The organism is Massilia atriviolacea (assembly GCF_003953935.1).
Taxonomy (GTDB): Bacteria; Pseudomonadota; Gammaproteobacteria; order Burkholderiales; family Burkholderiaceae_D; genus Telluria_A; species Telluria_A atriviolacea.
Window position 1 is genome coordinate 1 of record NZ_RXLQ01000019.1, and the last position, 25,318, is coordinate 25,318.

Here is a 25,318-nt window from a genome sequence, read left to right on the forward strand (position 1 = left end):
CAGTCTTTGCGCTGCCTCAGTCGTGCGCGGCGCCGCCGGGCAGGTCCTGGTCCGGGCCGGAGCCTTCCAGGCGCTGCGCGCGCGGGGCACCGGTGGGTACATAGCGCAGCAGGTAAATCGTCACGCCGGCGCCGATACACAGCAGCATCAGGGTCAGGCCGGTGCGCTGCAGGCGCAGCATGGAATACCCCATCGACACCCACATCAGTACCAGGATGGTGATCTTGGCGCGGCGCGGGATGCCGCGCCCCTGTTCGAAATCGCTCAGGTATTTGCCGAATACCTTGTTTGCCAGCAGCCAGGCATGCAGGCGCGGCGAACCGCGCACGAAGCAGGCCGACGCGAGCAGCAGGAAGGGGGTGGTCGGCAACAGCGGCAGGAAAATCCCGAGGATGCCCAGCAGCACGGCAAGACAACCGATGATGTTCAGCAGCAGTTTCATGTCGTGTCCTTTGGTGGCCGTGGAGGAGGGCGCCGCCGGTCTCGATCCTGGCGCGAGCGCGCATCCTACCACCTGGCCGCGGACGCTAGGAATACGGTCGTGTGGCGGTCATGCGTTCCCAGACGCGTTCGAGCAGTCCTTGCATGAAGTGTACGGCCCTGTTGACCATCGATGTGTACGCCAGCGCAAAGGCCGGCGCCGGCGCCATGCGCGGGGCCGGGGCGCGTGGCGCCGGAGACGTCGCTGCCACCTTGGCCGCCGCTTTCTGCGCCGAGCGCGAGGGTTCTTTTTCGACGCTGCAGTTGCAGCCGAGCAGATGCATGGTGCCGACCAGGCGCTGCGCCGTCACATGGTCGAGCCGGCTGCGGATGACGGCATTCGGGGTGGCCAGCATCGTCACCGCCTGTTCGCGCGTGCACTTGAGCAGCGGCACCAGCTTGTCCAGCATGGCGCCCGTGTTGACGTTTTTCTGGATGCTGGTGAGCACTACCCGGAAGCGCGCCGGACGGTACACCAGGCCGGCCTGGGTGTCGATCACCGTCAGCGACAGCGCACCGGCGCGGCGCAGCACGAAGGACAGCACCTCGACATTCTTGTACGTGAGAGTGATCACGCCGATGTCGCCGGTCAGGCAATCGCGCAGCGGGGTGTCGCCCCAGGGGCAGGCGGCCGCGCTGGCGCGGCTGTAGGCGCCGCTCGAGGCGCACGGATAGCGCGCCGTGATGGCCTCGTAAAACTGCAGCAAGCGTGCCGACGGCGGCAAGTCCATCGAGTTCAGCGCGAGCGTGTTGGCAAACCCCCGGACAGAGAGATTGTCGGAAGGCACTGGCGGGACCACCACTTTCAAGATGTAGCTCATCCGGAAATCTTGATGCTTATGGGAAACGCGTAGTGTATGCCATTTAGTGCCTTGGCGAAAGAAGCATGCGGCAGCGTGGCGCGATTGAGACAATCGGCCGCGCTGCGCCCTTGCCGTCCAGCCGATCGCGGCGTGTTTACACGACCTTGTTCGGCGTTGCCGACGCCACGCCGCGCGCCAGCGCCGCCGCCACGCCGGCGCCATAGGCCGGGTCCGCCTTGCTGCAATTGGCGATATGCCGCTCCTGCACCGCGCGCGAGGCGCCGCCCAGCGAACGCGCGGTGTTTTCCATCAGTACCTCGCGCTGGGCTTGCGTCATCAGGCGGAACAGGGCGCCCGGCTGGCTGTAATAGTCTTCGTCGACCCGGTGATCCCAGTGCGCGGCGGCGCCCTCGATGGCCAGCGGCGGTTCCGAAAAATCGGGCTGCTGCTGCCACTGTCCCTTCGAATTGGGCTCGTAGCCGATGGTTGCGCCATGATTGCCGTCGACCCGCATGGCGCCGTCGCGGTGGTAGCTGTGCACCGGGCAGCGCGGGGCGTTGACGGGAATCTGGTGATGGTTCACGCCGAGCCGGTAGCGCTGCGCGTCGCCATAGGAAAACAGGCGAGACTGCAGCATCTTGTCCGGCGAAAAGCTCACGCCCGGCACCACGTTGGCGGGCGCAAACGCCGCCTGTTCCACGTCGGCGAAATAATTCTCGGCATTGCGGTTCAGTTCCAGCACGCCGACATCGATCAGCGGGTAATCCTTGTGCGGCCAGACCTTGGTCAGGTCGAAGGGATTGATGTGGTAGGTTGCCGCATCGCGTTCCGGCATCACCTGCACCTGGAAGCGCCAGCGCGGGAACTCGCCGTTCTCGATGCTGTCGAACAGGTCGCGCTGGTGGGTTTCGCGGTCGCGCCCGACCAGCTCGCTCGCTTCGGCATCGCTGAGGTTCTTGATGCCCTGCTGGCAAAGGAAGTGGAACTTCACCCAAAAGCGTTCGTTCGCGGCGTTGATGAAGCTGTACGTGTGCGAGCCGAAGCCGTGCATGTGGCGGTACGAGGCTGGAATGCCGCGTTCGCTCATCACGATGGTGACCTGGTGCAGCGCTTCCGGCAGCAGGGTCCAGAAGTCCCAGTTGTTCTCGGCGCTGCGCAGATTGGTTTTGGGGTCGCGTTTGACCGCGTGGTTCAGGTCGGGGAACTTGAGCGGGTCGCGCATGAAAAACACGGGGGTGTTGTTGCCGACAATATCCCAGTTGCCTTGTTCGGTGTAGAGCTTGACGGCAAAACCGCGAATGTCGCGTTCGGCGTCGGCTGCGCCGCGCTCGCCGGCCACGGTGGAAAAGCGCATGAACAGGGGCGTCGTCTTGCCCACTTCGGCAAACAGGACGGCCTTGCTGTAGCGCGTGATGTCGTTGGTGACAATAAAGGTGCCGAAGGCGCCCGAGCCCTTGGCGTGCATGCGCCGCTCCGGGATCACTTCGCGGTCGAAGTGGGCCAGTTTTTCCAGGTGCCACACGTCCTGCAGCAGCAGCGGGCCGCGCGGGCCGGCGCTTTGCGTGTTCTGGTTGTCGGGCACCGGCGCGCCGGCGGCCGTGGTCAGTTTGGTCATGGAGGGTCTTTCAAGCGAATGGAGGGGAAGGCGGCGCCGCCAGGGGCGCCGGCCGGTGTGGGTGATGCGTGCTGCCTCAGTAGGCAATGTCAGGACTCGATGTCAGACTCGATGTCAGGACTGGATAAATGCCAGCAAGTCCGCGTTGACCCGGTCCTTGTGGGTGTCGGTCAGGCCATGCGGCGCGCCCGGATACACCAGCAGGGTCGCATGCGCGATCAATGTGGCAGCAGCCTTGCCGGCCGCCTCGATCGGCACCACCTGGTCGTCGTCGCCATGGATGATCAGGGTCGGCATGCTGAATTTTTTCAGGTCCTCGGTGAAGTCGGTTTCCGAAAAGGCCTTGATCGAATCGTAGGTGTTCTTGTGCCCGCCCATCATGCCCTGCATCCACCACGCCTGCACCAGGCCCTCGGAGCGGACCGCGCCGGGGCGGTTGAAGTTGTAGAACGGGCCGCCCGCGATATCGCGGTACAGCTCGGCGCGGTTGGCCAGGGCGCCGGCGCGGATGCCGTCGAACACGCTGAGCGGCAGGCCGCCCGGGTTGGCTTCGGTCTTGAGCATCAGGGGCGGCACCGCCGAGATCAGCCCGGCCTTGGCCACCCGCTGGCTGCCGTGGCGGCCGATGTAGCGCGCCACTTCGCCGCCGCCGGTCGAAAAGCCGAACAGCACGGCATCCTTGACGTCGAGCTTGTCGAGCAGCTGGGCCAGGTCGTCGGCGTAGTGGTCCATGTCGTTGCCATCCCAGGGCTGGCTGGAACGGCCGTGGCCGCGCCGGTCGTGGGCGATGCAGCGGTAGCCCTGGCCGGCCAGGAACAGCATCTGCGACTCCCAGCTGTCCGAATTGAGCGGCCAGCCGTGGCAGAACACGATCGGCTGGCCGCGTCCCCAGTCCTTGTAATAGATCTCGACGCCGTCGCTGGTCGTAAATGTGCTCATGGGATTCTCCGTGGGATGGTTGGGATGTGCGGACGCTGCCCGCGCGAGCAGGATAGGGCGGCGCGCGCGCCGGCGCATCACCGGAAAGAGGGATGGCGGCGATGCCGCTGCCGTGGCAGGGGATGATTGCCGGCATCATGCGGCATGGGTTAAAATGAGAACAATTCTCATTTGCGTTTGATGCCCATGTCCGCCGCCGAGCTCGCACAACAAGACGCCATGCACGCGCTGTATCGCGGCCATCACAGCTGGCTGACCGGCTGGCTGCGCCGCAGGCTCGGCTGCTCGGCCCAGGCCGCCGACCTGGCGCAGGACACTTTCGTGCGGGTGCTGGCGGCGCGCAACGCGACCCGCATCGCCGAGCCGCGCGCCTACCTGGCCACGGTCGCGCGCGGCATCCTGGTCAACTGGTACCGGCGCCAGGACCTGGAGCGGGCCTGGCTGGACGCCGTCGCCCTGCTGCCCGAGGCCAGCGTGCCTTCGCCGCAAGAGCGCTACCTGCTGCTCGAGACCCTGCAGCGGGTCGACGCCATGCTCGATGCGCTGCCGGCGCCGGTGCGGCGCGCCTTCCTCCTGTCCCAGCTCGACGGCATGGGCTACGACGCCATCGCCATCGAACTGGGCGTGTCGACCGTCACCATCAAGCGCTACATGAAACAAGCCTTCCTGCATTGCCTGCTGCTGGCTGGCCAGGACGGCGCATGAGCGCGCCGATTGCGCCGATTGCGCCGATTTCCCCGCGCATCCTGGAACAGGCGGCGGCCTGGCTGGTGCAACTGCACAGCGGCGCCGCCGGCGATGCCGAGCGCGCCGCCTGCGCCCGCTGGGTCGGGCAGGATCCCGAACATGCGCGCGCCTGGGAACGCGCCGAAGCGCTGATGAACCAGCTGGGCGGACTGCCGCCGGCGCTGGCGCGGCCCGTGCTCGGCCGGCCCGCCAGCGGCGCGCGGCGCAAGGCGCTGGCCGGCGCCGCCGGCTTGCTGGTGCTGCTGCCGGCCGGCTGGCTCGGCTGGCGCATGAGCGCGCCCGCGCACCGCACCGGCAGCGGCGAACGGCGCGAACTGCTGCTGGCCGACGGCAGCCGCGTCACCCTCAACAGCGGCAGCGCCATCGATGTGCATTTCGACTCCGCCGAGCGCCTGGTGCTGCTGCGCGAAGGCGAGATACTGGTCAGTACCGCGCCCGACCAGGCTGGCGCCCGGCGTCCGTTCCGGGTCGCCAGCGCGCACGGCCGCATGCAGGCGCTCGGCACGCGTTTCACCGTGCGCGCGCACGCCAGCCGCACCGAGGTCGCGGTACTCGACGGGGCGGTGCGCATCGAGCCGGCCCATGGCGCCGCGCTGACCCTGCGCGCCGGCCAGCAAACCTCCTTCAGCGCCGGCGCCGCGGCCGCGGCCGCCGACACGGTCGACGCCGCCGCCTGGACGCGCGGCATGCTGCTGGCCGACAAAATGCCGCTGGCCGAACTGCTGGCCGAACTGGCGCGCTACCGTGGCGGCGTGCTGCGCTGCGACCCGGCGCTGGCGGCGCTGCCCGTGTCCGGCGCCTTCCCGGTCGGCAACCCGCGCGAGACCGAACGCGCGCTGGCCATGCTGGCCGCCACCTATCGGCTGCAAGTGCACACGCGCCTGGGCGGCTGGTGGACCACGCTGGTGCCGGCCAAAAAAGAAATGTGAAAAAAGCTGATACTTTTTTTCGGCTCGGTTGGCCTGCCTCGTGAACCCCTCATTTTCACGCAAAGGAAACCCGCCATGCCGCAGCCCCGCCCGACCCGACTTCATCACGCCATCCGCAGCGCCTGCCTCGGGCTGGCCCTGGCCGCGCCGCTGGCCGGCGCCGCCCCGGTCACGCTCGACACCGCCCCGTTGCAAAGCTACAAGCTGCCGGCCGGCCCGCTGGGACGCGCGCTGTCGGGCTTCGCCGTCGACGCCGGCATCGCGCTCTCGTTCGATCCGGCCCTGACCGAGGGCCTGATGGCCGCCCCGCTGGCCGGCAGCTACCCGGCGCGCGAAGCGGCGGCGCGCCTGCTGGCCGGCAGCGGCCTGGAACTGGCCGCGCGCGCCGACGGCAGCTACACGCTAAAAAAGTCGCCCGCCCCGGCCCCGGCCCCAGGGCCGGCGCCGACGGCCATCCTGCCCGGCGTGACCGTGACCGCCAGCGCTGAGACGTCCCCCGGCGAGCTGCCCGACGCCTACGCCGGCGGCCAGGTGGCGCGCGGCGGCCGCCTCGGCATGCTCGGCAACATCGACGCCATGGACACCCCGTTCAACCTGACCAGCTACACCGCCCAGGCCATCGAGAACCAGCAGGCGGCGACCATCGCCGACGTGGTCGCGCGCGACCCCTCGGTGCGCAGCACCGCCCCCAGCGGCGACGTGGCCGATTCCTTTTTCATCCGCGGCTTCGCCATCGGCGACAACAACATCGGCGAAATCGCCTTCGACGGCCTGTACGGCGTGGCCCCCAACTACCGCCTGCTGGCCGACTACGCCGAACGGGTCGATGTCCTCAAGGGCCCGGCGGCCATGGTCTACGGCATGTCGCCCAACAGCGGCGTGGGCGGCAGCATCAACGTGGTGCCCAAGCGCGCCGGCGCCGACCTGACCCGGGTGCAGGCCGACTACGCCGGCAGCTCGCAGGCCGGCGCCAGGGTCGACCTGGCGCGCCGCTTCGGCCCCGAGCGCGCATTCGGCGCGCGCTTCAACGGCGGCCGGCGCAGCGGCGACACCGCCATCGACATGCAGTCGCGCACATCGAGCCTGGGCGCGCTGGCGCTCGATTACCAGGGCCAACGCCTGCGCGCCACGCTCGACCTGATCGACCAGCGCGAGGATGTCGACGCCCCGTCGCGCCGGCCGTGGCTGAGCGCCGGCCTGGCCGTGCCGCGCGCGCCCGACGGCCGCACCAACCTGACCCAGCGCTGGGAATGGTACGACAGCCGCGAGCGCTCGGCCCTGCTGCGCGCCGACGTCCAGGCGCATGAGCGGCTGACCCTGTTCGCCAGCGCCGGCACGGCCCGCAGCGATGTCGACCGCCTGTTCAACACGCCGTCGATCGTCAACGCCGCCGGCGACACCACCGTCCTGCCGACCCGCGCCGTGTTCGACGTCGAGCGCAGTGCGCTCGGCGCCGGCCTGCGCGCGCGCCTCTCCAGCGGCGCCGTCAGGCATCAGCTCACGCTGGAGTGGAGCCAGTACCAGGACCGGCTGGCGATGGGCACCCGGGCCGGGCGCGCCTACACCTCGAACATGTACGCGCCGGTGGCGCAGCCGGCCCAGGACGTGGCGGCGCCGGCGGCGGTCGCCCCGCGCTCGACCACCCGCCTGGGCGGGGTGGCGCTGGCCGACATGCTGTCCATGTTCGACGAGCGCCTGCAAGTGATGCTCGGCCTGCGCCGCCAGACCATCCGCGCCGACACGGTCGGCGCGGCCGGCATCGGCGCCGCCCGCTACCAGCAGAGCGCGGTCACGCCGATGGCCGGGGTGGTGCTCAAGCCGTGGCGCCAGGTGTCGCTGTATGCCAACCATATCGGCGGCTTGAGCAAGGGCGACAGCGCGCCCGATAGCGCCGTCAACGCCGGCGAAGCCTTCGCCCCGTACAAGGCGAAGCAGAACGAGATCGGCGCCAAGCTCGACCATGGCAGCCTGGTGACCACCGTGAGCCTGTTCCAGATCACCCGTCCGAGCGGCCAGCTGACCGCCAACCGCTACGCCGCCGACGCCGAACAGCGCAATCGCGGGATCGAAGTGAACGCCTACGGCAAGCTGGGCGAGGCGGTGCGCTTGTACGGCGGCGCCAGCTGGACCGATGCCGAGCTGGTCAAGACCAACAGCGCCGCCACGCTCGGCAACACGGCGGTCGGCGTGCCGACACTGCACGCGACCATGAGCGCCGAATGGGACCTGGCGCAACTGCCCGGCCTGACCCTGACCGGCGCGCTGCAGCACAGCGGCGCGCAGTACGCCAACCAGGCCAACACCCAGCGCCTCGACAGCTGGACCAGCGTCGACCTGGGCGCGCGCTACCGCGGCACGGCCCTGGGCAAACCGCTGGTGCTGCGCGCCGGCCTGCGCAACGCGGCCGGCAAGCATTACTGGGCCGGCGCCTCGACCTGGGGCACCCTGATCGCGGGTGCGCCGCGCAGCGTGGTGCTGTCGGCGGCGCTCGACTTCTGAGGCAAAGGGGAGGATCGGCCTGCGCCCGGAGAGGCGCGCGTGGGGTATGATCTGCGCTCCAACCGTTTCCCTCTCTCCATGCACAGCCTGCGCCCCCTTGCCATCCTGCTGGCGATCTTCACCATCCCGGCAGTGCTGGGATGGGGCTTCGCCACGCTGATGGGCGCGCTGCTGCTCGTTCCTCACCACGGCACGCGCTGGCTCGCGCATTTACCGCTCGCCGCGACCGCGTGCGGCATCATCCTGTTGGGCTGGACCGGCCTGGCGTCCCTGTTCTGGACCGCGCGCCACTTCGACGCCTACATCAGCCCCACGCCGCGCTGGGTGCTGGCCGGCTACCTGCTCTGCGCCCTGGTGTTTGGCCTGTTGCTCAAGGATCTGGCGCCGGGGCTGGCGAGCCTGCGCGATGCGCAATCCTTGCTTACCTATGCCGGCGGTCCGGCCGGCCTGCTCTTGCTGGCGCTGTGGCGCTTGTGGCGTATCCGCCGCTTTTACGCGACAGATATTGCCGAATTGCATCAAAATAGTGCATGCGCCGGCGCTGCCGATGGTACATTGGGTGCACCCACCGACCATCTTGCCGCCCCATGTTCAAGCGACCCGCCTGCCTCCTCGCGCTGACCGTCCCGCTGTGCCTGCCGTTCGCGGCCGCCGCCGCCCCGGACCTGGTCATGATCGCGCCGCTGAACCAGGTCATGCCGCTGGCGCAGTTCCGCGACGACAAGCTCAGTGGCGGCATCCTCAAGGACCTCGGCGACCTGCTGGCGCGCCGGCTGGGGCGCGGCATTGCCTACCTCAGCGTGGCGGGAGAGCAGGTCGGCGCCACGCTCGATGCCGGCACGGCCGACGGCATCTGTTATGTGCGTCCGTTCTGGATCGACGGGCATTTCGACTGGAGCCGTCCGCTGCTGCCGGACGCCGAGGTGATCGCTTCGCAGCAGGGCGCGCCGCGGGTGCGCTCGCTGGCCGACCTGCGCGACCGTCCGGTCGGCACCGTGGCCGGCTACCGCTATCCGCGCGTCGAGCAGGTGCTGGGCCTGCGCTTCCAGCGCAGCGAATCGCGCACCATGGAAGAGAATCTGCGCAAGCTGATGGCCGGCGCGGTGCGCCATACCGTGATCGGGCAGGCCACGCTGGCCTACCAGATGCGCGTCCACAAGGACCTGAAGCTGCGCCAGGACCTGGTGTTCGCCTCGTTCAAGGCGCAATGCGCGTTCTCGAAAAAGGCCGGGGTGCCGTTCGAGGAAATCGACCAGGCCATCAACGGCCTGATCGAGGATGGCAGCGTGGAGGCCATCCTGGCGCGCTACCGCTGAGGGCAGCGCACGCGCATCAGAAGTAGCTCAGGCCCATCGCGCGCTTGACTTCATCGGCCGTCCGCGCCGCCACTTCGCGCGCGCGCGCCGTGCCGTCCTTGAGGATCTGCATCACGTGGCCGCGATCCTTTTCCAGCTCGGCGCGGCGGGCGCGGATCGGGCCCAGGAACTCTTGCAGGCAGGTTTCCAGGCGCGCCTTGACGATGCTGTCGGCCAGGCCGCCGCGCTGGTAGTGCGCTTTCATCTCGGCCAGCGCGTCCTTTTCAGGATCGAAGGCGTCCAGGTAGGCGAAGGCGATATTGCCTTCGATATGGCCGGGATCGGCCACGCGCAGGTGCAGCGGGTCGGTGTAGACCTTCTTGACGGCGGCGCGCACTTCGTCGGCGGTGGCGGACAGGTTGATCGTGTTGCCGAGCGACTTGCTCATCTTGGCCTTGCCGTCGATGCCGGGCAGGCGGCCGATTTCCGGCACCAGGGCCTTGGCTTCGACCAGCACGTCCTGGTTGGCGATGCGGTTGAAGCGGCGCACGATTTCATTGGTCTGCTCGATCATCGGCACCTGGTCTTCGCCGACCGGCACCAGCACCGCCTTGAAGGCGGTGATGTCGGCCGCCTGGCTGGCCGGATAGGTCAGGAAGCCGGCCGGGATGTCGCGCTCGAAGCCGCGCAGGCGGATTTCTTCCTTCACGGTCGGGTTGCGCTCGAGGCGCGCCACGGTCACCAGGTTCAGGTAGTAAAAGGTCAGTTCGGCCAGTTCCGGGATCTGCGACTGGATCAGGATGGTCGACTGGGCCGGGTCGATCCCGGTCGCCAGGTAGTCGAGCGCGACTTCGATGACGTTGCGCTGGACCTTGCCCGGGTCGTCCATATTGTCGGTCAGCGCCTGGGCGTCGGCCAGCATGATGAACTGGCGGTAGTCGCGCTGGTAGCTGACGCGGTTGCGCAGGCTGCCGACGTAGTGGCCGAGGTGGAGCGGGCCGGTCGGACGGTCGCCGGTCAGGATGATGGGTGCCGCGTTGGAAGCTGGTGTTGGCATTTCGATAGTCCTTGGTGGTTGCCCCTATCGGAAAACGCTCATAAAAAACGCCGCCCAATCGAGGCGGCGTTCATGGAAAACACATGATGGTGCAAGCGCCGCGCAATGTCAGCGCAGCCACCAATTCAAACTTTGGGCATGTGAATTAAACGTTGTCATGCTCGTATCCTCGCAGTTTTGCGCGGCCGTGTCAATCCGGTAAGGCCGCTTTCCTTCCCGCTTCAGCGTTGCCCGATTGCGTGGCGCAGCGCGGCGCGCGCCAGCAGTCGGGTCGAGTCGAGCGTGGGCAGGGGCGAATTGCTGTTGTTCATGATCAGCGGAATCTCGGTGCAGCCCAGCAGGACCGCATCGCAGCCGCCATCCTTCATGCGCGCGATAGTTTTTTGGAAATACGCGACCGCCGCCGGCTTGCACTCGCCGTTGACCAGTTCGTCCATGATGATGCGGTTGATTTCCATGCGCGCGGCCAGGCCCGGGCGCACTGTGGCCAGGCCGCGCGCGCCGAAGCGCTCCGGATAGACCTCGCTCTCGACCAGCCAGCGGGTGCCGGTCAGGCCGACGCGGCGGTAGCCGCGCGCCAGCGCTTCCCCTGCCACCACGTCGGCGATATGCAGCCAGGGCAGGGGCGAGCGCGCCAGTATGCCGGGCAGCGCCTGGTGAATGGTGTTGTCGGGACAGATCAGGAAATCGGCGCCGGCGGCGGCCAGCTTGTGCGCCGACGAGAGCATCAGTTCGCCCACGCCGTCCCAGTCGTCGGCGTCGATGCAGCGCAGGTAGGCGGCCAGCGCGTGCGAATGCATGCTCAGTTGCGGATGCTCGTAGGGCCCGAGCTGGCGCGCGCCCTCGTGGCAGATGGTGCGGTAGCACAGTGCCGCCCCTTCGGCCGAGCAGGCGACGATGCCGATATGCAGTTGAGCGGTGGGTGATTCCATGCAAGCCATCCTAGCACTGTCTTGCGCACCCTGTGGCGCACTCACGTTTTGTTACCTCGAACTTCTTGTCGCCACGGTGGCGCGCCACTTACAATTCTTTCTCACCCTCACTTTTCCTGGATTCACGATGAACGCCCGCCTTGTCTGCCGTCTCGCCACCATCCTCCTGCTGCCGGCCGTGCTGAGCGGTTGCGGCGTGCTGGCGGCGCCTTGCCGCGTCGGTTCGGCCGTGATCAAGATGGTCCCCGTGGTCGGGCATGCGGCGGCCTTGCCGACCGACGCCTGCGCCGCGGTGATCGATCCTTGACGTGCCCGAGATCCTGCCTGCGCCTGGCCCCGGCGGCGGGCCGCTGAGCATGGAACAGCTGCTGCGCCGCCACTGGCTCGCTTCGCTCCTGCTCGGGTCCGTCCTGCTGCCGCTGCTCTGGGCCGCGATGGCGCCGATTCCCCCGGGCAGTCGCGATTTTCTGCTCGACATTCCCGAACATGCGGCCGAGCGCCGCCGCGCCGGCGACAAGGCCGAGGTCTTGCCGGCCGTGGTGCGCCTGACCGTGGGCTTGCGCGACGTGCTCTTGCTGAGGAATAGCGACAGCGTGCCGCACCAGGTCGGGGGCCTGCGCCTGATGCCGGGCCAGGAATTCCGCCTGCCCTTCGAGCGCGCCACCGAATTGCAGCTGCCGTGCAGCGCGCGCGTCAGCGGCAGCTTGACGGTGCTGGTCGGCATCCATCCGAATCCCGGGCCGGACCGCTTGCGCTGGCGCCTGTACGCGCTCGAACAGGCGGTGCGCGGCTACGCTATCGAGGGACCGCCGCCGCGTAGTTGAGGCGCCGCGCTTCGCGCAGGCGGCCGTTTTTCAGCTTGCCTTCCACCAGCTCATCGCCCAGCAGGGCGAACATGCGTCCCTGGACGAACAGCGGGCGGGCGTTGCCGTACCAGGCGGCGGCGTCCTCGGGCGCGCCGTGCTGGGCCTTGAGCGCGCCCAGTTCGCGCAGCCGCAGCGCGGTGTTGCGCAGGTACAGTAGCGAGGCCGCGTCCTCGCCCTCGTCGGCGCGCCCGGCTTCCACGATCGCCAGCGCCAGCATGCCCTGGCCGGGGCGCTGGGCGTCGTAGGCTGGCGGCCGCACCGGCGCCGGGGTTTCGCGCGCATTCGGATGGACATGCACGCTGGCCACGCTGGCTTGCTGGTCCGGCCCCGCTCCCTGTCCCAGCCGGACACTGCTCAGGTGCAGCGCGCTGCGCGCCTGGCCGGCCACCACCGCGTCGCCCCCCATGGCCGCGATGCGCTCGACCGGGTGCGCCAGCTGCAGGCGCTGCAGGCCGCCGGTGCCGTCCCAGCGCAGCGCGAACAGCGGCGCGCGGCCGTCGGCGCCGGCGCGGGCGCCGCCGTACACCAGCCAGGGACCGATGAAGCGGTTGCGCAGCGCTTGCATGGGCAGGTCGGGCAAGTCCTTGTAGCTGGACAGGGGGGCGCGCTGGTCGCCGTCGGAAAACGCTTGCAGCGGCAGGCGCAGCAGGGCCAGGGAGTCGGTCCCGGCCTCGCCGCGCCAGGACGGGCCGGCGCCGTCCGCGCCGACCAGCACGTTCAGGTGGGCGTCCGCGCTTTCATGGAAGGAAAACTGGTCGCGCGGCGCGCCCGACACCCGCAGCGCGCCCGGCGCGCCGCCGTTGAAGGGAATGCGCAGCAGGCCGGCGCCGGCCTCGCCGGCGTAGGGGAAGGTCCAGACATACACCGCTTGCGGCGCCATGTGGAAGGCGCGCGCCGGCGGCGCCAGCACCGCGCTGGCGTCGCAGCGCAGCGCGCGCCCGGCCAGGTCGCACACGGTGACGCTGTGCAGGGTAGGGCCACCCGGGGTAGGGCCGCCCGGGGTAGGGCCACCCGGGGTAGGGCCGCCCGGGGTAGGGCCACCCAGGGTAGGGCCGCCCGGGGTAGCGCCGCCCGGGGCAGGGCCACCCGGGGCAGGGCCGCCCGGGGCAGGGCCGCTGCCGATGGCGGCGTCGAGACGGTACACGCGGCTGGCGGGGACGATGCGCTCGAACCCGGCCGTCCCCGTGCGCAGCGCCGGCAGCCGGGCCAGCGGCTCGGCGCCGGCCTCGGTCGCGAGCGCGGCGTACAGGACCAGCTTGCTGTCGATCTGCTCGACGGCCGGGGCCTCCGGCGCCGCGCCGCGCAGCAGGTGGCTGGCGCGAAAAGCCAGGCGGCCGGCGGCGTCGATGTCGAACAGGACGATGCCGGTGCTGCGCTCCGGTTCGCTGTAGCCGATCACGGCCACCGTGTCGCCCGCCACGATCACGCGGTCGTAGCGGCTCATGGCGGCGCCGCCGGGGGCGAAGGCGTCCAGCGCCGCCACCGGCTTGAGCTGGTCCTTGCCGGTGTCGACGGTAAACAAGCGTCCCTGGCGCAGCAGCACCAGGTGCCTGCCGTGTTCGGCGGCCATGGCGGCCTCTTGCGCGTCGATGGGGCCCGCCGGCGCCGGCGCGGTCGTTGCGGGCGTTGCGCCATGGTCCTTGAAAAACGCCGCCAGCTGCGCATCGTCCTCGAACGCGCGCAGGGTTTTCTGTGGCGCCGGCTCGCTGGCGCGCTGCTGGCAGCCCGCGAGCAGCAGCAACGCCAGGCCGGCCGCAAAGAGATGCGACATGGGTTGGCTCTCCTGTTTGATGTCTTCCGGCGTCTTGCCTGAATCACGCCTTTTATATGTATGTCCGTTCCTGGCCCGCAGCGACGATTGCGCATTGGCGGGACATGGAATGTAACGGAAGCGGGCCGAAAAAGGGGTTGCTTGATGTAAAAAAAGTAAATTGGCGACACACCCGCGCCGCTGGGCGGCGCCACAATCGTGCTTCGCTGCCAGCCCGGATTCTGGCATCATGGGGTGATGGCGACCCTCACTTTCCCACTCTTTCCACTTGGTACGGTCCTGTTCCCGGACGGCGTGCTGCCCCTGCAGGTTTTCGAGGTGCGCTACCTCGACATGGTGGGCAAGTGCATCGCCGGCGGCAGCCCGTTCGGGGTGGTGCTGCTGACCGAGGGGCGCGAGGTGCGCACGCCCGAGGGCCAGGAGCGCTTCCACCCGGGCGGCACCCTGGCTTCGGTGCACGACAGCGCCATGAGCGCGCCCGGCCTGATGCAGCTCAGCTGCCGTGGCGGCGCGCGCTTTCGCATCCTGGCCAGCGAGCGCCGTCCGAACGGCCTGTGGATGGCCGAGACCGAGCTGGTCGACGACGACCACGCGGTGCCGGTGCCGTCCGAGCTGCAGGGCGCGGCCGACGCGCTCGACCGCGTGCTGGCCTCGCTCGACGAGGTGCCCGAGCAGCGCTGGCCGGTGCTGCCGCCGTTCCGCCTCGACGATTGCGGCTGGGTCGCGAACCGCTGGTGCGACCTGCTGCCGCTGCCGAACGAGCAGAAATACCGTTTGCTGATGCTGGACAACCCGGTGATCCGGCTCGAATTATTGCACGACATGCTGGACGAACATGGCCTGATCACGTCCTGACGCGGGTTCCGGGGCGCTCGCTTGCGCAGCCATGGCGCAATGATAAGATAGCGGCAAGGGCGCGTGCCCCTGCCGCACGGGAACCCGTTCAGACGAGGATGGCAGCATGAGCTTTTCCGATGAAATCCTGAAGGCCTACGCCGACGGCGCGCTCGGCGACGCCACCCGCCAGGCGGTCGAGGCGGCCGTGCGCCAGGATCCGCTGCTGGCGGCCCGGGTACGCCAGTTGCAGGCCCAGCGCAGCAACGCCTTTGCCGGTTTCGGACAGGGCGGGGCCGAGGGGGCGGCCCAGCGCCAGGCGGCGCCGCCGCGTTCGGCCAAGGTGGTGCACCTGCATGCCGTGCGCAGCCCGCGCGTGGCCGCCGCCGCGCCGGCCGACGACACCCCGCACACCTGGACCTGGCCGGCCTGGGCCAGGCTGGGCGGCATGCTGTCGGTCGCCGTGCTGGCCGGCGCCGGCCTCGGCTACGCGGTGCAGCCGGTCCCGCTGGCGCTGGCCGACGGCGACGGCGCGGCCATGATGGCGCGCGGCGCGCTGGCGCTGGCGCTGACCCGGCAATTGTCGGGCGCGGGCGGCGACGCGGCGCACGCCGATCCGGTACACGCCGACCGGGGATACGCCGACATGCCGGTGCGCATCGATCAGAGTTTCCTGTCCAAAGACGGCGCCTATTGCCGCAGCTTCCGGCTTGCCAACGGCGGCGGCCTGGCTTGCCGCGCCGAAGGCGGGGCCTGGCAGATCGCGCTGTTCGCCGCCATGGACGGCCCGGCCGCCGAATACCGCAGCCCCGGCAAGGGCATGCCGTCGGCGGTGCTGGCCGCCGTCAACCGGCGCGCCGACGAGCAGCTCGACCCGATCGCCGAACGGGCCGCGCGCGACCGCGGCTGGACCCGCTGAGCGCGGCTTCGCCACGGCGCCGTCCCAACGGCAGGCTCAGGCGCACATCGCGCGGTTGCGGCCGTCGGTCTTGGCGCGGTACATGGCGCGGTCGGCCTGTTCGATCAATTGTTCCGGCCCGCCGCTCTCGTCCGGCATCAGCGAGGCCACCCCGATACTGATGGTCACCACCCCGTACGGCGACTTGGCGTGCGGCAGCGCCAGCTGTTCCAGCGCCAGGCACAGCGCGCTGGCCAGTTCGTGCGCTTCGGCCACGCTGGTGGCCGGCGCCAGCAGCGCGAATTCCTCCCCGCCGTAGCGCGCCACCAGGTCGGACGGCCGGCGCGCGTGCGCCGCGATCACCCCCGCCACCGCGCGCAGGCACTGGTCGCCGGCCTGGTGCCCGTAATGGTCGTTGTAGCTCTTGAAATGGTCGACGTCGAGCATCGCCAGCGCCACCGGATAGCCGTTGCGCGCGCCGCGCCGCCATTCGGCTTCGAGCGCGTTGTCGAAGCCGCGCCGGTTGTTGATGCCGGTCAGCCCGTCCGTGCTCGACAGTGCGGCCAGCTTGGCGTTGCTCGCTTCCAGCTCGGCGGTGCGCTCGGCCACCATGTGCTGCAGCTGCTTCTGGCGCCGGGTCAGGTCGCGCACGCGCGCGCGGTAGGCCGCGCTCAGCAGCGCCAGCGCCAGCAGGGCCAGGATGGTGCGGAACCACCAGGTCTTCCACCAGGGCGGCAGGATCGTCACCGTCATGCTGGCCGCGTTCTCGCTGCGCATGCCTTGGTGGTTGGCGGCGCGCACCGAAAAGGTGTAGGTGCCGGGATCGAGGTTGGTGTAGGTGGCGCTGCGGTGGGCGGCGTCGGTGAGCACCCAGGCGCGGTCGAAGCCGGCCAGCCGGTATTCGTAGGTGTTGCGCACCGGGTCGGTGAAGTGCAGGGCGGCGAATTCGATCGAGAACACCGAGCCGTCGCCGGCCAGGGTCAGGTTGACCGGGGCCGTCACCGGCCCCTCGAGTTTCAGTCCCGGCACCGCGCGCCCGTCGCGCAGCGAGCGGTTGAACACGCTGATATCGGTGATCGCCACCTGCGGCGGCGAGGACACGCTGCGCACCGCCGCCGGGGTCACCCCGGTGATGCCCTTGACCCCGCCGAAGTACAGGCGGCCGTCCGGCGCGGCGTGCGCGGCGCCCGAGGAAAAGCCTTCCGACAGGCCGTCGGCGGGGGAAAAGCGCGCCACCGTGCCGCTCTCCGGATCGAGCCGCAGCAAGCCGTTGGCGGTGCTCAGCCATAACTGGCCGGCGCGGTCGCTGCGCATCGCCAGGATCTTCAGCGGGCCAACGCTGCCGGGGCCGTCGTAGCGGCGGAAGCTGATCGCCCCCCTGGCGTCGGTCATGATCTGGTTGACGCCGCGCGCGGTGCCGGCCCACAGGCGCCCCTGCGGGTCCTGGTACAGCGAGACCACATTGTTGTCCGACAGCGAATGCGGGTCGCCGGCGCGCTGGCGCAGGTGGCGGAAGGTGCCGCTGGCCTGGTCCAGCACGTCGAGCCCGCCGCCGCCCCATTCCGAGCCCATCCACACGCGCCCGAGCCTGTCTTCGACGATGCTGGTGGTGCCGCTCACGCTCCTGCTGCTCGGCTGCGCCGGGTCGGACGGGTAGGGCGTGCTGCTGCCGCTGGCCGGGTCGTAGCGCAGCACGTGCTGGCCGGTGCCGATCCACAGGGCGCCGCCGGAGGCCGGGGCGATGGTATTGATGAAGTCGCTGCCGACCGAACCGAAGCTGACCACCTGGACCGGCGCGTCGAGCGCGTCCAGCCGGTTCAGGCCGGCCGAGGTGCCGATCCACAAGGGACCGTCCGGCTGCTGGTACAGGCTGTAGACGATATTGCTGCTCAGCGCGCTTGGAGAGGCGGCGCCCGGCCGGGTGTCGGCGCGGTAGCTGCGCAGCACGGCGCCGCTGGCGCTGTCGAACAGCGACAGGCCGGCGTTATTGGCCAGCCACAGGCGCCCGTCGGGCGCTCCTTCCATGGCGCGCATGGCATTGTTGGGGCGCAGGTTGTTCGCTTCCACGTCGAAGGGAATGAAGCGCTGGAAGCCTTCGCTGTTCAGGTTGACGAGGCTGATGCCGTCGGTGATCGAGCCGATCCACAGCATGCCGCTGCGGTCGTGCATCACGGCGCGGATATCGTCCGAGGGCAGGCTGTAGGAATCGTTGGCGCGGTGCACGTAATGCACGGCCTTGGCGGCCGCCCCGTGCGGGTCCCCCTCGGGCTCGCGCTTCTTGTCCCAGCGCAGCAGGCCGGCGCCCAGGGTGCCGGCCCAGACCGTGCCGTTGCGGTCGCCGTACAGGGTGTTGATGCGGGTCGCGGGCGAATCGACCTGGCGCCGCGTGTGCCAGCCCTGGCCGGCGCGCCAGGTGACCACCCCGGTCTCGGTGCCGATCCACAGGGTGCGGTCGGGCGCGAAGTGCAGCGCGCGCACGATGTTGCGCTTGGGGTCGGGCGACTCGGGGCGGTCGACCCGGAAGTGGACGAAGCTGCTCGCGCCCGGCGCCAGGTAATCGAGTCCGCCGGGCCAGGTGGCGGCCCACAGGCCGCCGTCGGCGTCCAGCGCGATGGCGTTCAGGTCGTTCGAAGCCAGGCTGCCGGCGCGCGCCGCGTCGTGCAGGTGCAGGGTGAAAGTGGCGCTGGCCGGATCGAAATGCTGCAGCCCGCCCCAGGTGGCCAGCCACATGCCGCCCTTGCCGTCGCCGATGATTTTCTTGACGATGCGCTGCGAGGCCGGCCCCGGCGGCGGCACGAAGCGGGTGAAATTATTGGTTTCGGGATTGAAGCGCGCCAGGCCGTTCTGGGTCGCCACCCAGATCGTGCCGGCCGCGTCCTCGTACAGGTCGGAGACGCGGTCGTGCGGCAGGTTGCCGCCGCTGTTGGCGTTGCTGGCGTACTTGACCGCGTGGTAGCCGTTGTAGCGGTACAGTCCGCCGCTATGGGTGCCGATCCAGACAAAACCCTGGCGGTCCTGCAGCAGCGCCAGGATCGACAGCTCGTCCGAGCCGAACGAGGGCAGGCGCTTGAAGCGCAGCGGCGAGGTGGGGGTGGTGCCGGCATGGGCCGGCTGCTGCAGGCAGGGAAGGACTCCCAGCATGGCGCACAGGCACGCCCACAGCAGCAGGCGCGGCAGGGCGGAGGGATGACGGGCGAAGGCGGTAAATACGCTGAACATGGCAAATAGTTGTCTACAGTACCGGCCACCCCGGGAATGCCGGGGAACTCGGGCAGTGTAAACCAAGTTGGCTGTGCGGCAATACCTCTTTCAAGATGTATTATCGATGTACAGTTGCCGTGATTTAGGGTATCGTTTACGGCACTATTATTGCATCTACGTCCGTACGCCCGGTTCTGCCGACGCTGTCGTGGCACTATTCGAGCTGGCCCCGGTCTTGCCATTACGCCCGGCTCGTTCCCGTCCATCCTGGAAGTTCCCCGCGTCGGCCTGCGCGGGCGTAGAGCATATCGAACCAACGCCCGGAAAACTTATGCCTGAAACACCGATTACCATCGAAGCCGACAGTGCACCCACCGTCAAGTTCGCCGATTTCGGCCTTGCGCCGGAGATCCTGCGCGCACTGACGGACCAGGGCTACATCCATCCGACGCCGATCCAGGCCGCGGCCATTCCCATCGTGCTGCAGGGCCGCGACGTCATGGGCGCGGCCCAGACCGGCACCGGCAAGACCGCCAGTTTTTCGCTGCCGATCATCCAGCTGCTGCTGGCGCACGCCAATCCGAGCATGTCGCCGGCGCGCCACCCGGTGCGCGCGCTGGTGCTCACGCCGACCCGCGAGCTGGCGGTGCAGGTGGCCGAGAACGTCAAGGCCTACGCCCAGCACACCCCGCTGCGCTCGACCGTGGTGTTCGGCGGCATGGACATGAAGGGCCAGACCGTGATCCTCAAGGGCGGGGTCGAGATCGTGATTGCCACCCCGGGCCGCCTGCTCGACCATATCGAACAGAAGAACGTCAGCCTGGGCCAGGTCCAGATGCTGGTCATGGACGAAGCCGACCGCATGCTGGACATGGGCTTCCTGCCGGACTTGCAGCGCATCATCAACCTGCTGCCGAAGAAGCGCCAGAACCTGATGTTCTCGGCCACCTTCTCGCCAGAAATCAAGAAGCTGGCCAACAGTTTCCTGACCGATCCGGCGACCATCGAAGTGGCGCGCAGCAACGCCACCGCCGACAAGGTCACCCAGATCGTCTACAAGGTCGCCGACGAAGCCAAGCGCGACGTGGTCGAATTCCTGATCCGCGGGCGCGACCTGAAGCAGGTGCTGGTCTTTTCGAACACCAAGATCGGCGCCTCGCGCCTGTCGCGCCACCTGGAGCAGGGCGGCATCAAGGCCACCGCGATCCACGGCGACAAGACCCAGCAGGAGCGCATGGCCGCCCTGGACGCCTTCAAGAAGGGCGAGATCGACGTGCTGGTCGCCACCGACGTGGCCGCGCGCGGGCTCGACATTTCCGACCTGCCGTGCGTGATCAACTTCGACCTGCCCTACAACGCCGAAGACTATGTGCACCGGATCGGCCGCACCGGCCGCGCCGGCGCCTCGGGCGACGCGCTGTCGGTGTTTTCGGACAAGGACGAGCGCCTGCTGGTCGACATCGAAAAACTGATCAAGCAAACCATCACGCGCGGCGAACTGGCCGGCTTCGTGGCCAGCAGCGGCAGTAGTGGCAGCGGCGCGCGCGGCGAAGCGGGCGGCGAACGCCGTCCGCGCCGCGACGAGGGCGCCGGCGGCGCGCGTTCCTCCGGCCGTGCGCCCGAACGCGAACGCGGCGGCGAGCGCAGTTTCGGCGCCGAACGCGGCGCCGCGTCCGGCCGTTCCGGCCCGTATCCGCGCCGCGAAAAAGTCGATCCCTGGTTCCTGACCCCCTACGAACCGGCCAAGAAGAGTGCGCCGGTGGCGGTCGAGCAGGTCGGCGCCAGCGCCAAGCCCAAGCAGAAGATCGCCGTGCTGCTCGGCGGCTCGCCCAAGCAGTAAGACGCCGGCCGGCACACCCTCGGGGCGCGGCGGCGCGCTGCGCGGCGGTCCCTCGAGTGTTGCCTGGATGTATAATTTGCCCAAATGTAATGCCGCAACGCGCCCGGCCGTCCGGCCACCCGCTGCGGCGTTGTTCTTTTTATTCACTGTATAGCCATGAACAAACTCATTAATCAAAGCATCGCCATCCTCGTGCCTTGTTACAACGAGGAGCTGACGGTTGCCGCGATTGTTCGCGACTTCAACGCTTGCCTGCCGCAGGCGGTAGTGTATGTTTTCGACAACAATTCCAAGGATGCCACCGTGCGCCTGGCGCGCGAAGCCGGCGCCGTGGTGCGCAGCGTGCCGCTGCAGGGCAAGGGCAATGTGATCCGGCGCATGTTCGCCGACGTCGACGCCGATATCTACATCATGGTCGACGGCGACAATACCTACGACGCCAGCGTGGCCCCCCGGCTGGCCGAAAAACTGGTCGACGAAGGCCTCGACATGGTGGTCGGCACGCGCGTGTCGACCGAGCAGGAAGCCTACCGCTTCGGCCACCGCTTCGGCAACCGCATGCTGACCGGCTCGGTCGCGGCGGTGTTCGGCAATACCTTCACCGACATGCTGTCGGGCTACCGCGTGTTTTCGCGGCGCTACGCCAAGTCCTTCGCGGCGCACTCGGCCGGCTTCGAAACCGAAACCGAGCTGACCGTGCACGCGCTGGAACTGCGCATGCCGGTGGCCGAGGTCGAAACCATCTACCGCTCGCGTCCCGAGGGCTCGGTCAGCAAGCTCAACACCTACCGCGACGGCATCCGCATCCTGTGGACCATCATCAAGCTGTTCAAGACCGAAAAGCCGCTGGCCTTCTTTTCGCTGGCCTTCTTCGCCTTCATGCTGGCCGCGCTCGGCTTCGCCCTGCCGCTGCTGCAGACCTACCTCGACACCGGCCTGGTGCCGCGCCTGCCGACCGCGATCCTGTCGGTGGCGCTGAGCCTGTTCGGCGTGATCTCGCTCAACTGCGGCCTGATCCTCGACACCGTCACCAAGGGCCGCATCGAACAGAAGCGCTTCGCCTACCTGGCGATCTCCGGACCGCGCGTGAAAAATGCCTGAGTTCGGCAGTAAGGGCGGGGCCCGCGTGCGCCCCATCGACGCCGCGCCGGCGCCATGAAGCTCGGCGTGCAGCTGCTGCGCTTCGGCGTGGTCGGCGTGGCCGGGCTGCTGGTCGACCTGGGCGTGCTGGCGCTGGCGCGCAGCGCCGGCCTCGACCCGTATGCCGGGCGCGCGCTCTCCTTCCTGTGCGCCGTGTTCGCCACCTGGCAAATCAACCGCCGCTATACCTTCCACCCGGCCGGCATCTCGCTGTGGACCGAATGGTGGCGCTACCTGCTGGCCATGAGCGGCGGCGGGGCGGTCAATCTGGCCACCTACAGCGCCATCGTCTGGTGCTTTCCCGGCGTGCCGCAGATTGCTTACTGGGGCGTGTGCGCCGGTTCGCTGGCCGGGATGACGGTCAATTTCGTGGGCGCGCGCTGCTTCGTGTTTCAACGTAAATCGTAAGGGCTGACGCGCCCCCTTTCTCTTCTTTCTCTTAACTATTGATCGCAGGATTCGCATGAATGTCGTGACTCGGGCAATTTCGCGTGTGGACGCCGGCGTGCTGCGCCTGTGGGAGGGACTCGACCGCGCCGCCGCGCTGCGCCTGTCCCTGTGGCTGGGCCCGCTGCTGGCCGGCCTGGTCTCGATGCAGCTGGGGCAGGATGCCAACTGGGACTTGCGCAACTATCACTGGTATAACCCCTACGCTTTCCTGAACGGCAAAATCGGCGTCGACCTCAATCCGGGCCAGTTCCAGAGCTATTTCAATCCCACCATCGACCTGCTGTATTACGGCCTGGCCACGCATTTTCCGACCCGCGTGACCGGTTTCGTGATGGGCTTCCTGCACGGGCTCAATTTCGTGCTGCTGATCGCGATCGTGCGCCAGGTATTGCACAGCGCCGAGCCGGCCGCGCTGGGCGGCGCGCGCTGGCGCCTGCCGCTGCTGCTGGGCGTGGCCGGTTGCCTGGGATTTTCCTTCCTGACCCAGCTCGGCAACACCATGGGCGACAACCTGACCTCGCTCACCGTGCTGGGCGCCATCGCGCTGCTGCTGCGCCAATGGCCGCAACTGCTGGCCGGCGGCGCGCGCGCGATGATGGTGGCCGCCCTGGCCGGCCTGATCATCGGCGCCGGCACCGGACTCAAGCTCACCAACGCCAATTACGCGCTGGCCCTGTGCCTGGCGCTGCTGACCTTGCGCGCCAGCCTGTGGCAGCGCTTTTGCACGGCCTTCGTGTTCGGCCTGGGCACCCTGGCCGGCATCGCCGCCAGCGCCGGCCACTGGTACTGGCTGATGTGGAAGCAGTTCGGCAATCCCCTGTACCCGCAATTTAACAATATCTTCAAGGCGCCGCTGGCCTCGCAGATCGCCGTGGCCGACATGGGCTGGGTGCCCAAGAACGCGCTCGAAGCGCTGCTGTGGCCCTTCATCTTCACCTTCAATTCGAAGCGCGTGATCGAGCTGCCGATGACCCAGATCATCTGGCCGCTGGTCTACATCGCCTTTATCGCGCTGGCCGCGCAGCGCCTGCGCCGCCTGTGGCTGGCCGCGCCCGCGCCCGCCGCCATCCCCGCGTCCGACACCCCCGGCGCGCGCCTGCTGCTGGTGTTCTTTGCGATTTCCTACCTGATCTGGCTCAAGCTGTTCGGCATCTACCGCTACATGGTGCCGCTCGAACTGCTCGCGCCGCTGGTGCTGTGGCTGCTGCTGCACCGCCTGTGCAGCGCGCCGGTGGCGCGCGCCATGGGCGCCTGGTGCATCGTGCTGGCGGCCATCGCCGGCCTGCCGCGCGTGAACTGGGGCCACCATTACAATGGCGACAAGAGTTTCACGGTGCAGGTGCCGGCCTTTGCCGCGCCGGAGCAGAGCATGGTGTTTACCGTGCATGGCGACCCGCCGATGTCGTGGCTGGTGCCGCATTTTCCGCAGCGCCTGGCGTTCGCCGCGCTCGGCTCGGGCTTTCCCGAGTCGCCCGCGTTCGCCGAGCGCGTGGCCCGGATGGTGGCCGCGCGCAAGGGGCCCCTGTACGTGATGCTGGCCGCCGGCGGTTTGCCGCCGGGACCGCGCAGCGGCGCGCCCGCGCTCGATGCCGAGGCCGCCCAGCGCCAGCGCCGCCTGTACGACGCCGGCCAGGAAATCCTGCAGCGCTACCGCCTCACCTTCGACGAAGCGAGCTGCGTCGTGTACGACGCCCGCTTCGGCGGCGGCGGCAGCGATCCGTATCAACTCTGTGAAGTAGGGCACCTGCCATGACCACCATTCTCGCGCACCTGCGCCGGCATTCGGCCAAGATCTCGATCGTCGCCCTGCTGGCCCTGCCGGCGCTGCTGTCGCTGCAGCGCGCCATCGGCAACGCGCCCGATCCCAACCTGGCCCCGCTGCCGCCCAGGCCCCAAAGCCTCGCGGACTGGACCGCCGCGCCGTCCAAGCTCAGCGCCTGGGTCGACGACCATTTTGGCGGACGCAGGAATTTCATCCGCGTCGGTACCTTCGTGCGTTTTCACCTGTTTAAGGAATTTCCGACGATCCAGATGGCGGCCGGCCAGCACGGCCGCTATTTCCTCGCCGCCCACGGCACCAACGTGGCGCGCTACCAGGCCATCACCACCGTGTGCGGCAAGGGCGTGGCCAACGCCACCACCATCCCCTACCTGAACAGGATGTTCGGCGCCTTCCACGCCGCCGGGCTGCAGCCGAAACTGCTGGTGGTGCCGTCCGCGCCGGCGGTGCACCCGGAAGACGTGCCGCCCGCCCTGGTGGCCGAATGCAGCAGCGAGCGCACCGCCGTCACCACGGTCCTGGCGGCGCCGGAACTGGCGCGCGAGGCGTCCGCGAACATGTTTTATCCGCTCAAGGAAATGCGCGAAATCAAGAAAAGCGCGACCCTGTTCCCCGACACCTGGTTCCACTGGACCGGCGCCGGACTGGACCAGGTGGCGCGCCTGTCCCTGACCCGCTTCTGGCAGCGCCCGCTCGACCAGGGGCCGGCCCTGGCCACCCGCCGCCATGTGGCGGGCTCGGACGTGTCGCACCTGTTCGACGGCATCACCCTGAGCAGCGAGATCGTCGAGCCCGACCTGGAGGCGTCCGGCATCAAGGGCTGTTTCGGAGGCGAGTGCTTCCCGGAAGTGGCGGCCGCGCGCATCCTGCAGGACGTCAGCCGCTTCGACAATCCCAGGGCCCCGGCGCGCCGCCTCCTGATCGTGTCCGACTCCTTCGGCGTGAAGATCGCGCCCTGGTACGCGCGCTACTACCGCCAGGTCGAGCACATGGCCACCAACCGGGTCGACCAGCTGTCGGCGCCGCAGATGGCGGAACTGAAGACCTTCCTGTACCGCGATCCGGCCCAGACCGACATCCTGATCCTGTACCACGACGGCGGCGCCATGTACGACACCTTGCGCCTGGGAACCGAAAACATGCTCCCCGCCGCCGTGCCGAAGCAGGGCTGACGCGCTGCTTACGATAATTTCTTATTTGCAAGTTTTCGATTATTGCAATAGGGCGATGCTATAATTCCGC

At 68.9% G+C, this 25,318-nt stretch carries 22 protein-coding genes; 14 read left to right on the forward strand and 8 right to left on the reverse strand.

The genetic code is table 11. The annotated features are described in order from the left end of the window. Positions 1 to 16: 16 nt before the first annotated feature. The 4 genes from EJB06_RS26385 to EJB06_RS26400 form a co-directional block, all read right to left on the reverse strand. The gene (locus EJB06_RS26385) at positions 17 to 442 is read right to left on the reverse strand and encodes a YbaN family protein (RefSeq protein WP_126077021.1); all 426 of its coding nucleotides are present in this window, start codon (positions 440 to 442) and stop codon (positions 17 to 19) included. An 85-nt stretch (positions 443 to 527) separates the two neighbouring features. Further along, the gene (locus EJB06_RS26390) at positions 528 to 1,301 is read right to left on the reverse strand and encodes a hypothetical protein (RefSeq protein ID WP_126077022.1); all 774 of its coding nucleotides are present in this window, start codon (positions 1,299 to 1,301) and stop codon (positions 528 to 530) included. 136 nt (positions 1,302 to 1,437) lie between these two features. After that, positions 1,438 to 2,898, reverse strand: coding sequence for a catalase (locus EJB06_RS26395; RefSeq protein ID WP_126077023.1), 1,461 nt, complete (start codon positions 2,896 to 2,898; stop codon positions 1,438 to 1,440). Between the two features lie 114 nt (positions 2,899 to 3,012). Beyond that, positions 3,013 to 3,837: an alpha/beta fold hydrolase gene (locus EJB06_RS26400; protein WP_126077024.1), complete on the reverse strand. Its 825-nt coding sequence runs from the start codon at positions 3,835 to 3,837 to the stop codon at positions 3,013 to 3,015. A gap of 186 nt (positions 3,838 to 4,023) precedes the next feature. Here EJB06_RS26400 and EJB06_RS26405 point away from each other — a divergent pair, with 186 nt between their 5' ends. From EJB06_RS26405 to EJB06_RS26425, 5 genes are all read left to right on the forward strand, one after another. Beyond that, positions 4,024 to 4,542 carry a sigma-70 family RNA polymerase sigma factor gene (locus EJB06_RS26405; protein ID WP_126077025.1) on the forward strand — a complete coding sequence of 173 codons (519 nt, stop codon included), beginning with the start codon at positions 4,024 to 4,026 and terminating at the stop codon, positions 4,540 to 4,542. Further along, positions 4,539 to 5,513 (forward strand): FecR domain-containing protein, encoded by a 975-nt coding sequence (locus EJB06_RS26410; protein WP_126077026.1) that lies wholly within the window; start codon positions 4,539 to 4,541, stop codon positions 5,511 to 5,513. Before EJB06_RS26405 ends, EJB06_RS26410 begins: the two co-directional genes overlap by 4 nt. 75 nt (positions 5,514 to 5,588) lie before the next feature. Further along, positions 5,589 to 8,012 carry a TonB-dependent receptor gene (locus tag EJB06_RS26415; protein WP_126077027.1) on the forward strand — a complete coding sequence of 808 codons (2,424 nt, stop codon included), beginning with the start codon at positions 5,589 to 5,591 and terminating at the stop codon, positions 8,010 to 8,012. Between the two features lie 39 nt (positions 8,013 to 8,051). Beyond that, positions 8,052 to 8,633, forward strand: coding sequence for a hypothetical protein (locus tag EJB06_RS26420; protein ID WP_126077028.1), 582 nt, complete (start codon positions 8,052 to 8,054; stop codon positions 8,631 to 8,633). Beyond that, positions 8,600 to 9,328: a substrate-binding periplasmic protein gene (locus EJB06_RS26425; protein ID WP_126077029.1), complete on the forward strand. Its 729-nt coding sequence runs from the start codon at positions 8,600 to 8,602 to the stop codon at positions 9,326 to 9,328. The genes EJB06_RS26420 and EJB06_RS26425 overlap by 34 nt, the downstream gene beginning before the upstream one ends. A 16-nt stretch (positions 9,329 to 9,344) precedes the next feature. Here the strand turns inward: EJB06_RS26425 and trpS are convergent, their stop codons facing one another. Further along, positions 9,345 to 10,364, reverse strand: coding sequence for a tryptophan--tRNA ligase (gene trpS / locus EJB06_RS26430; protein ID WP_126077030.1), 1,020 nt, complete (start codon positions 10,362 to 10,364; stop codon positions 9,345 to 9,347). Positions 10,365 to 10,585: 221 nt separating this feature from the next. Beyond that, a complete protein-coding gene (locus EJB06_RS26435) occupies positions 10,586 to 11,296 on the reverse strand; it encodes an aspartate/glutamate racemase family protein (RefSeq protein WP_126077031.1) in 711 nt (236 codons plus the stop codon). A gap of 127 nt (positions 11,297 to 11,423) precedes the next feature. Between EJB06_RS26435 and EJB06_RS26440 the strand changes: the two genes are divergently transcribed. Further along, positions 11,424 to 11,603: a DUF6726 family protein gene (locus tag EJB06_RS26440; RefSeq protein WP_126077032.1), complete on the forward strand. Its 180-nt coding sequence runs from the start codon at positions 11,424 to 11,426 to the stop codon at positions 11,601 to 11,603. 1 nt (position 11,604) lies between these two features. Then, positions 11,605 to 12,120: a hypothetical protein gene (locus tag EJB06_RS26445; RefSeq protein ID WP_229427300.1), complete on the forward strand. Its 516-nt coding sequence runs from the start codon at positions 11,605 to 11,607 to the stop codon at positions 12,118 to 12,120. On the opposite strand, the gene EJB06_RS32280 is transcribed toward EJB06_RS26445, so the two are convergent. Further along, positions 12,092 to 13,933, reverse strand: a complete 1,842-nt coding sequence (locus EJB06_RS32280; RefSeq protein ID WP_198420925.1) for a hypothetical protein — start codon at positions 13,931 to 13,933, stop codon at positions 12,092 to 12,094. The genes EJB06_RS26445 and EJB06_RS32280 overlap by 29 nt on opposite strands. Positions 13,934 to 14,170: 237 nt before the next feature. Between EJB06_RS32280 and EJB06_RS26455 the strand changes: the two genes are divergently transcribed. Both EJB06_RS26455 and EJB06_RS26460 read left to right on the forward strand, forming a co-directional pair. Then, positions 14,171 to 14,788 carry an LON peptidase substrate-binding domain-containing protein gene (locus EJB06_RS26455; protein ID WP_126077033.1) on the forward strand — a complete coding sequence of 206 codons (618 nt, stop codon included), beginning with the start codon at positions 14,171 to 14,173 and terminating at the stop codon, positions 14,786 to 14,788. Between the two features lie 106 nt (positions 14,789 to 14,894). Next, on the forward strand, positions 14,895 to 15,686 hold the full coding sequence (locus EJB06_RS26460; RefSeq protein WP_126077034.1) for a hypothetical protein: 792 nt from the start codon (positions 14,895 to 14,897) through the stop codon (positions 15,684 to 15,686). 36 nt (positions 15,687 to 15,722) lie between these two features. Here EJB06_RS26460 and EJB06_RS26465 read toward each other — a convergent pair whose 3' ends face one another. After that, entirely contained in the window at positions 15,723 to 18,884 is a 3,162-nt protein-coding gene (locus EJB06_RS26465; RefSeq protein WP_126077035.1) for a ligand-binding sensor domain-containing diguanylate cyclase, read from the reverse strand. 313 nt (positions 18,885 to 19,197) lie between these two features. On the opposite strand from EJB06_RS26465, the gene EJB06_RS26470 reads away from it, so the two are divergent. From EJB06_RS26470 to EJB06_RS26490, 5 genes are all read left to right on the forward strand, one after another. Beyond that, a complete protein-coding gene (locus EJB06_RS26470) occupies positions 19,198 to 20,706 on the forward strand; it encodes a DEAD/DEAH box helicase (RefSeq protein ID WP_126077036.1) in 1,509 nt (502 codons plus the stop codon). 156 nt (positions 20,707 to 20,862) lie between these two features. Continuing rightward, positions 20,863 to 21,807: a glycosyltransferase family 2 protein gene (locus EJB06_RS26475; protein ID WP_126077037.1), complete on the forward strand. Its 945-nt coding sequence runs from the start codon at positions 20,863 to 20,865 to the stop codon at positions 21,805 to 21,807. A 54-nt stretch (positions 21,808 to 21,861) separates the two neighbouring features. Further along, the gene (locus EJB06_RS26480; protein ID WP_126077038.1) at positions 21,862 to 22,254 is read left to right on the forward strand and encodes a GtrA family protein; all 393 of its coding nucleotides are present in this window, start codon (positions 21,862 to 21,864) and stop codon (positions 22,252 to 22,254) included. Between the two features lie 55 nt (positions 22,255 to 22,309). Beyond that, positions 22,310 to 24,049: a hypothetical protein gene (locus tag EJB06_RS26485; protein ID WP_126077039.1), complete on the forward strand. Its 1,740-nt coding sequence runs from the start codon at positions 22,310 to 22,312 to the stop codon at positions 24,047 to 24,049. Then, positions 24,046 to 25,248 (forward strand): hypothetical protein, encoded by a 1,203-nt coding sequence (locus EJB06_RS26490; RefSeq protein ID WP_126077040.1) that lies wholly within the window; start codon positions 24,046 to 24,048, stop codon positions 25,246 to 25,248. Before EJB06_RS26485 ends, EJB06_RS26490 begins: the two co-directional genes overlap by 4 nt. Positions 25,249 to 25,318 lie beyond the last annotated feature (70 nt).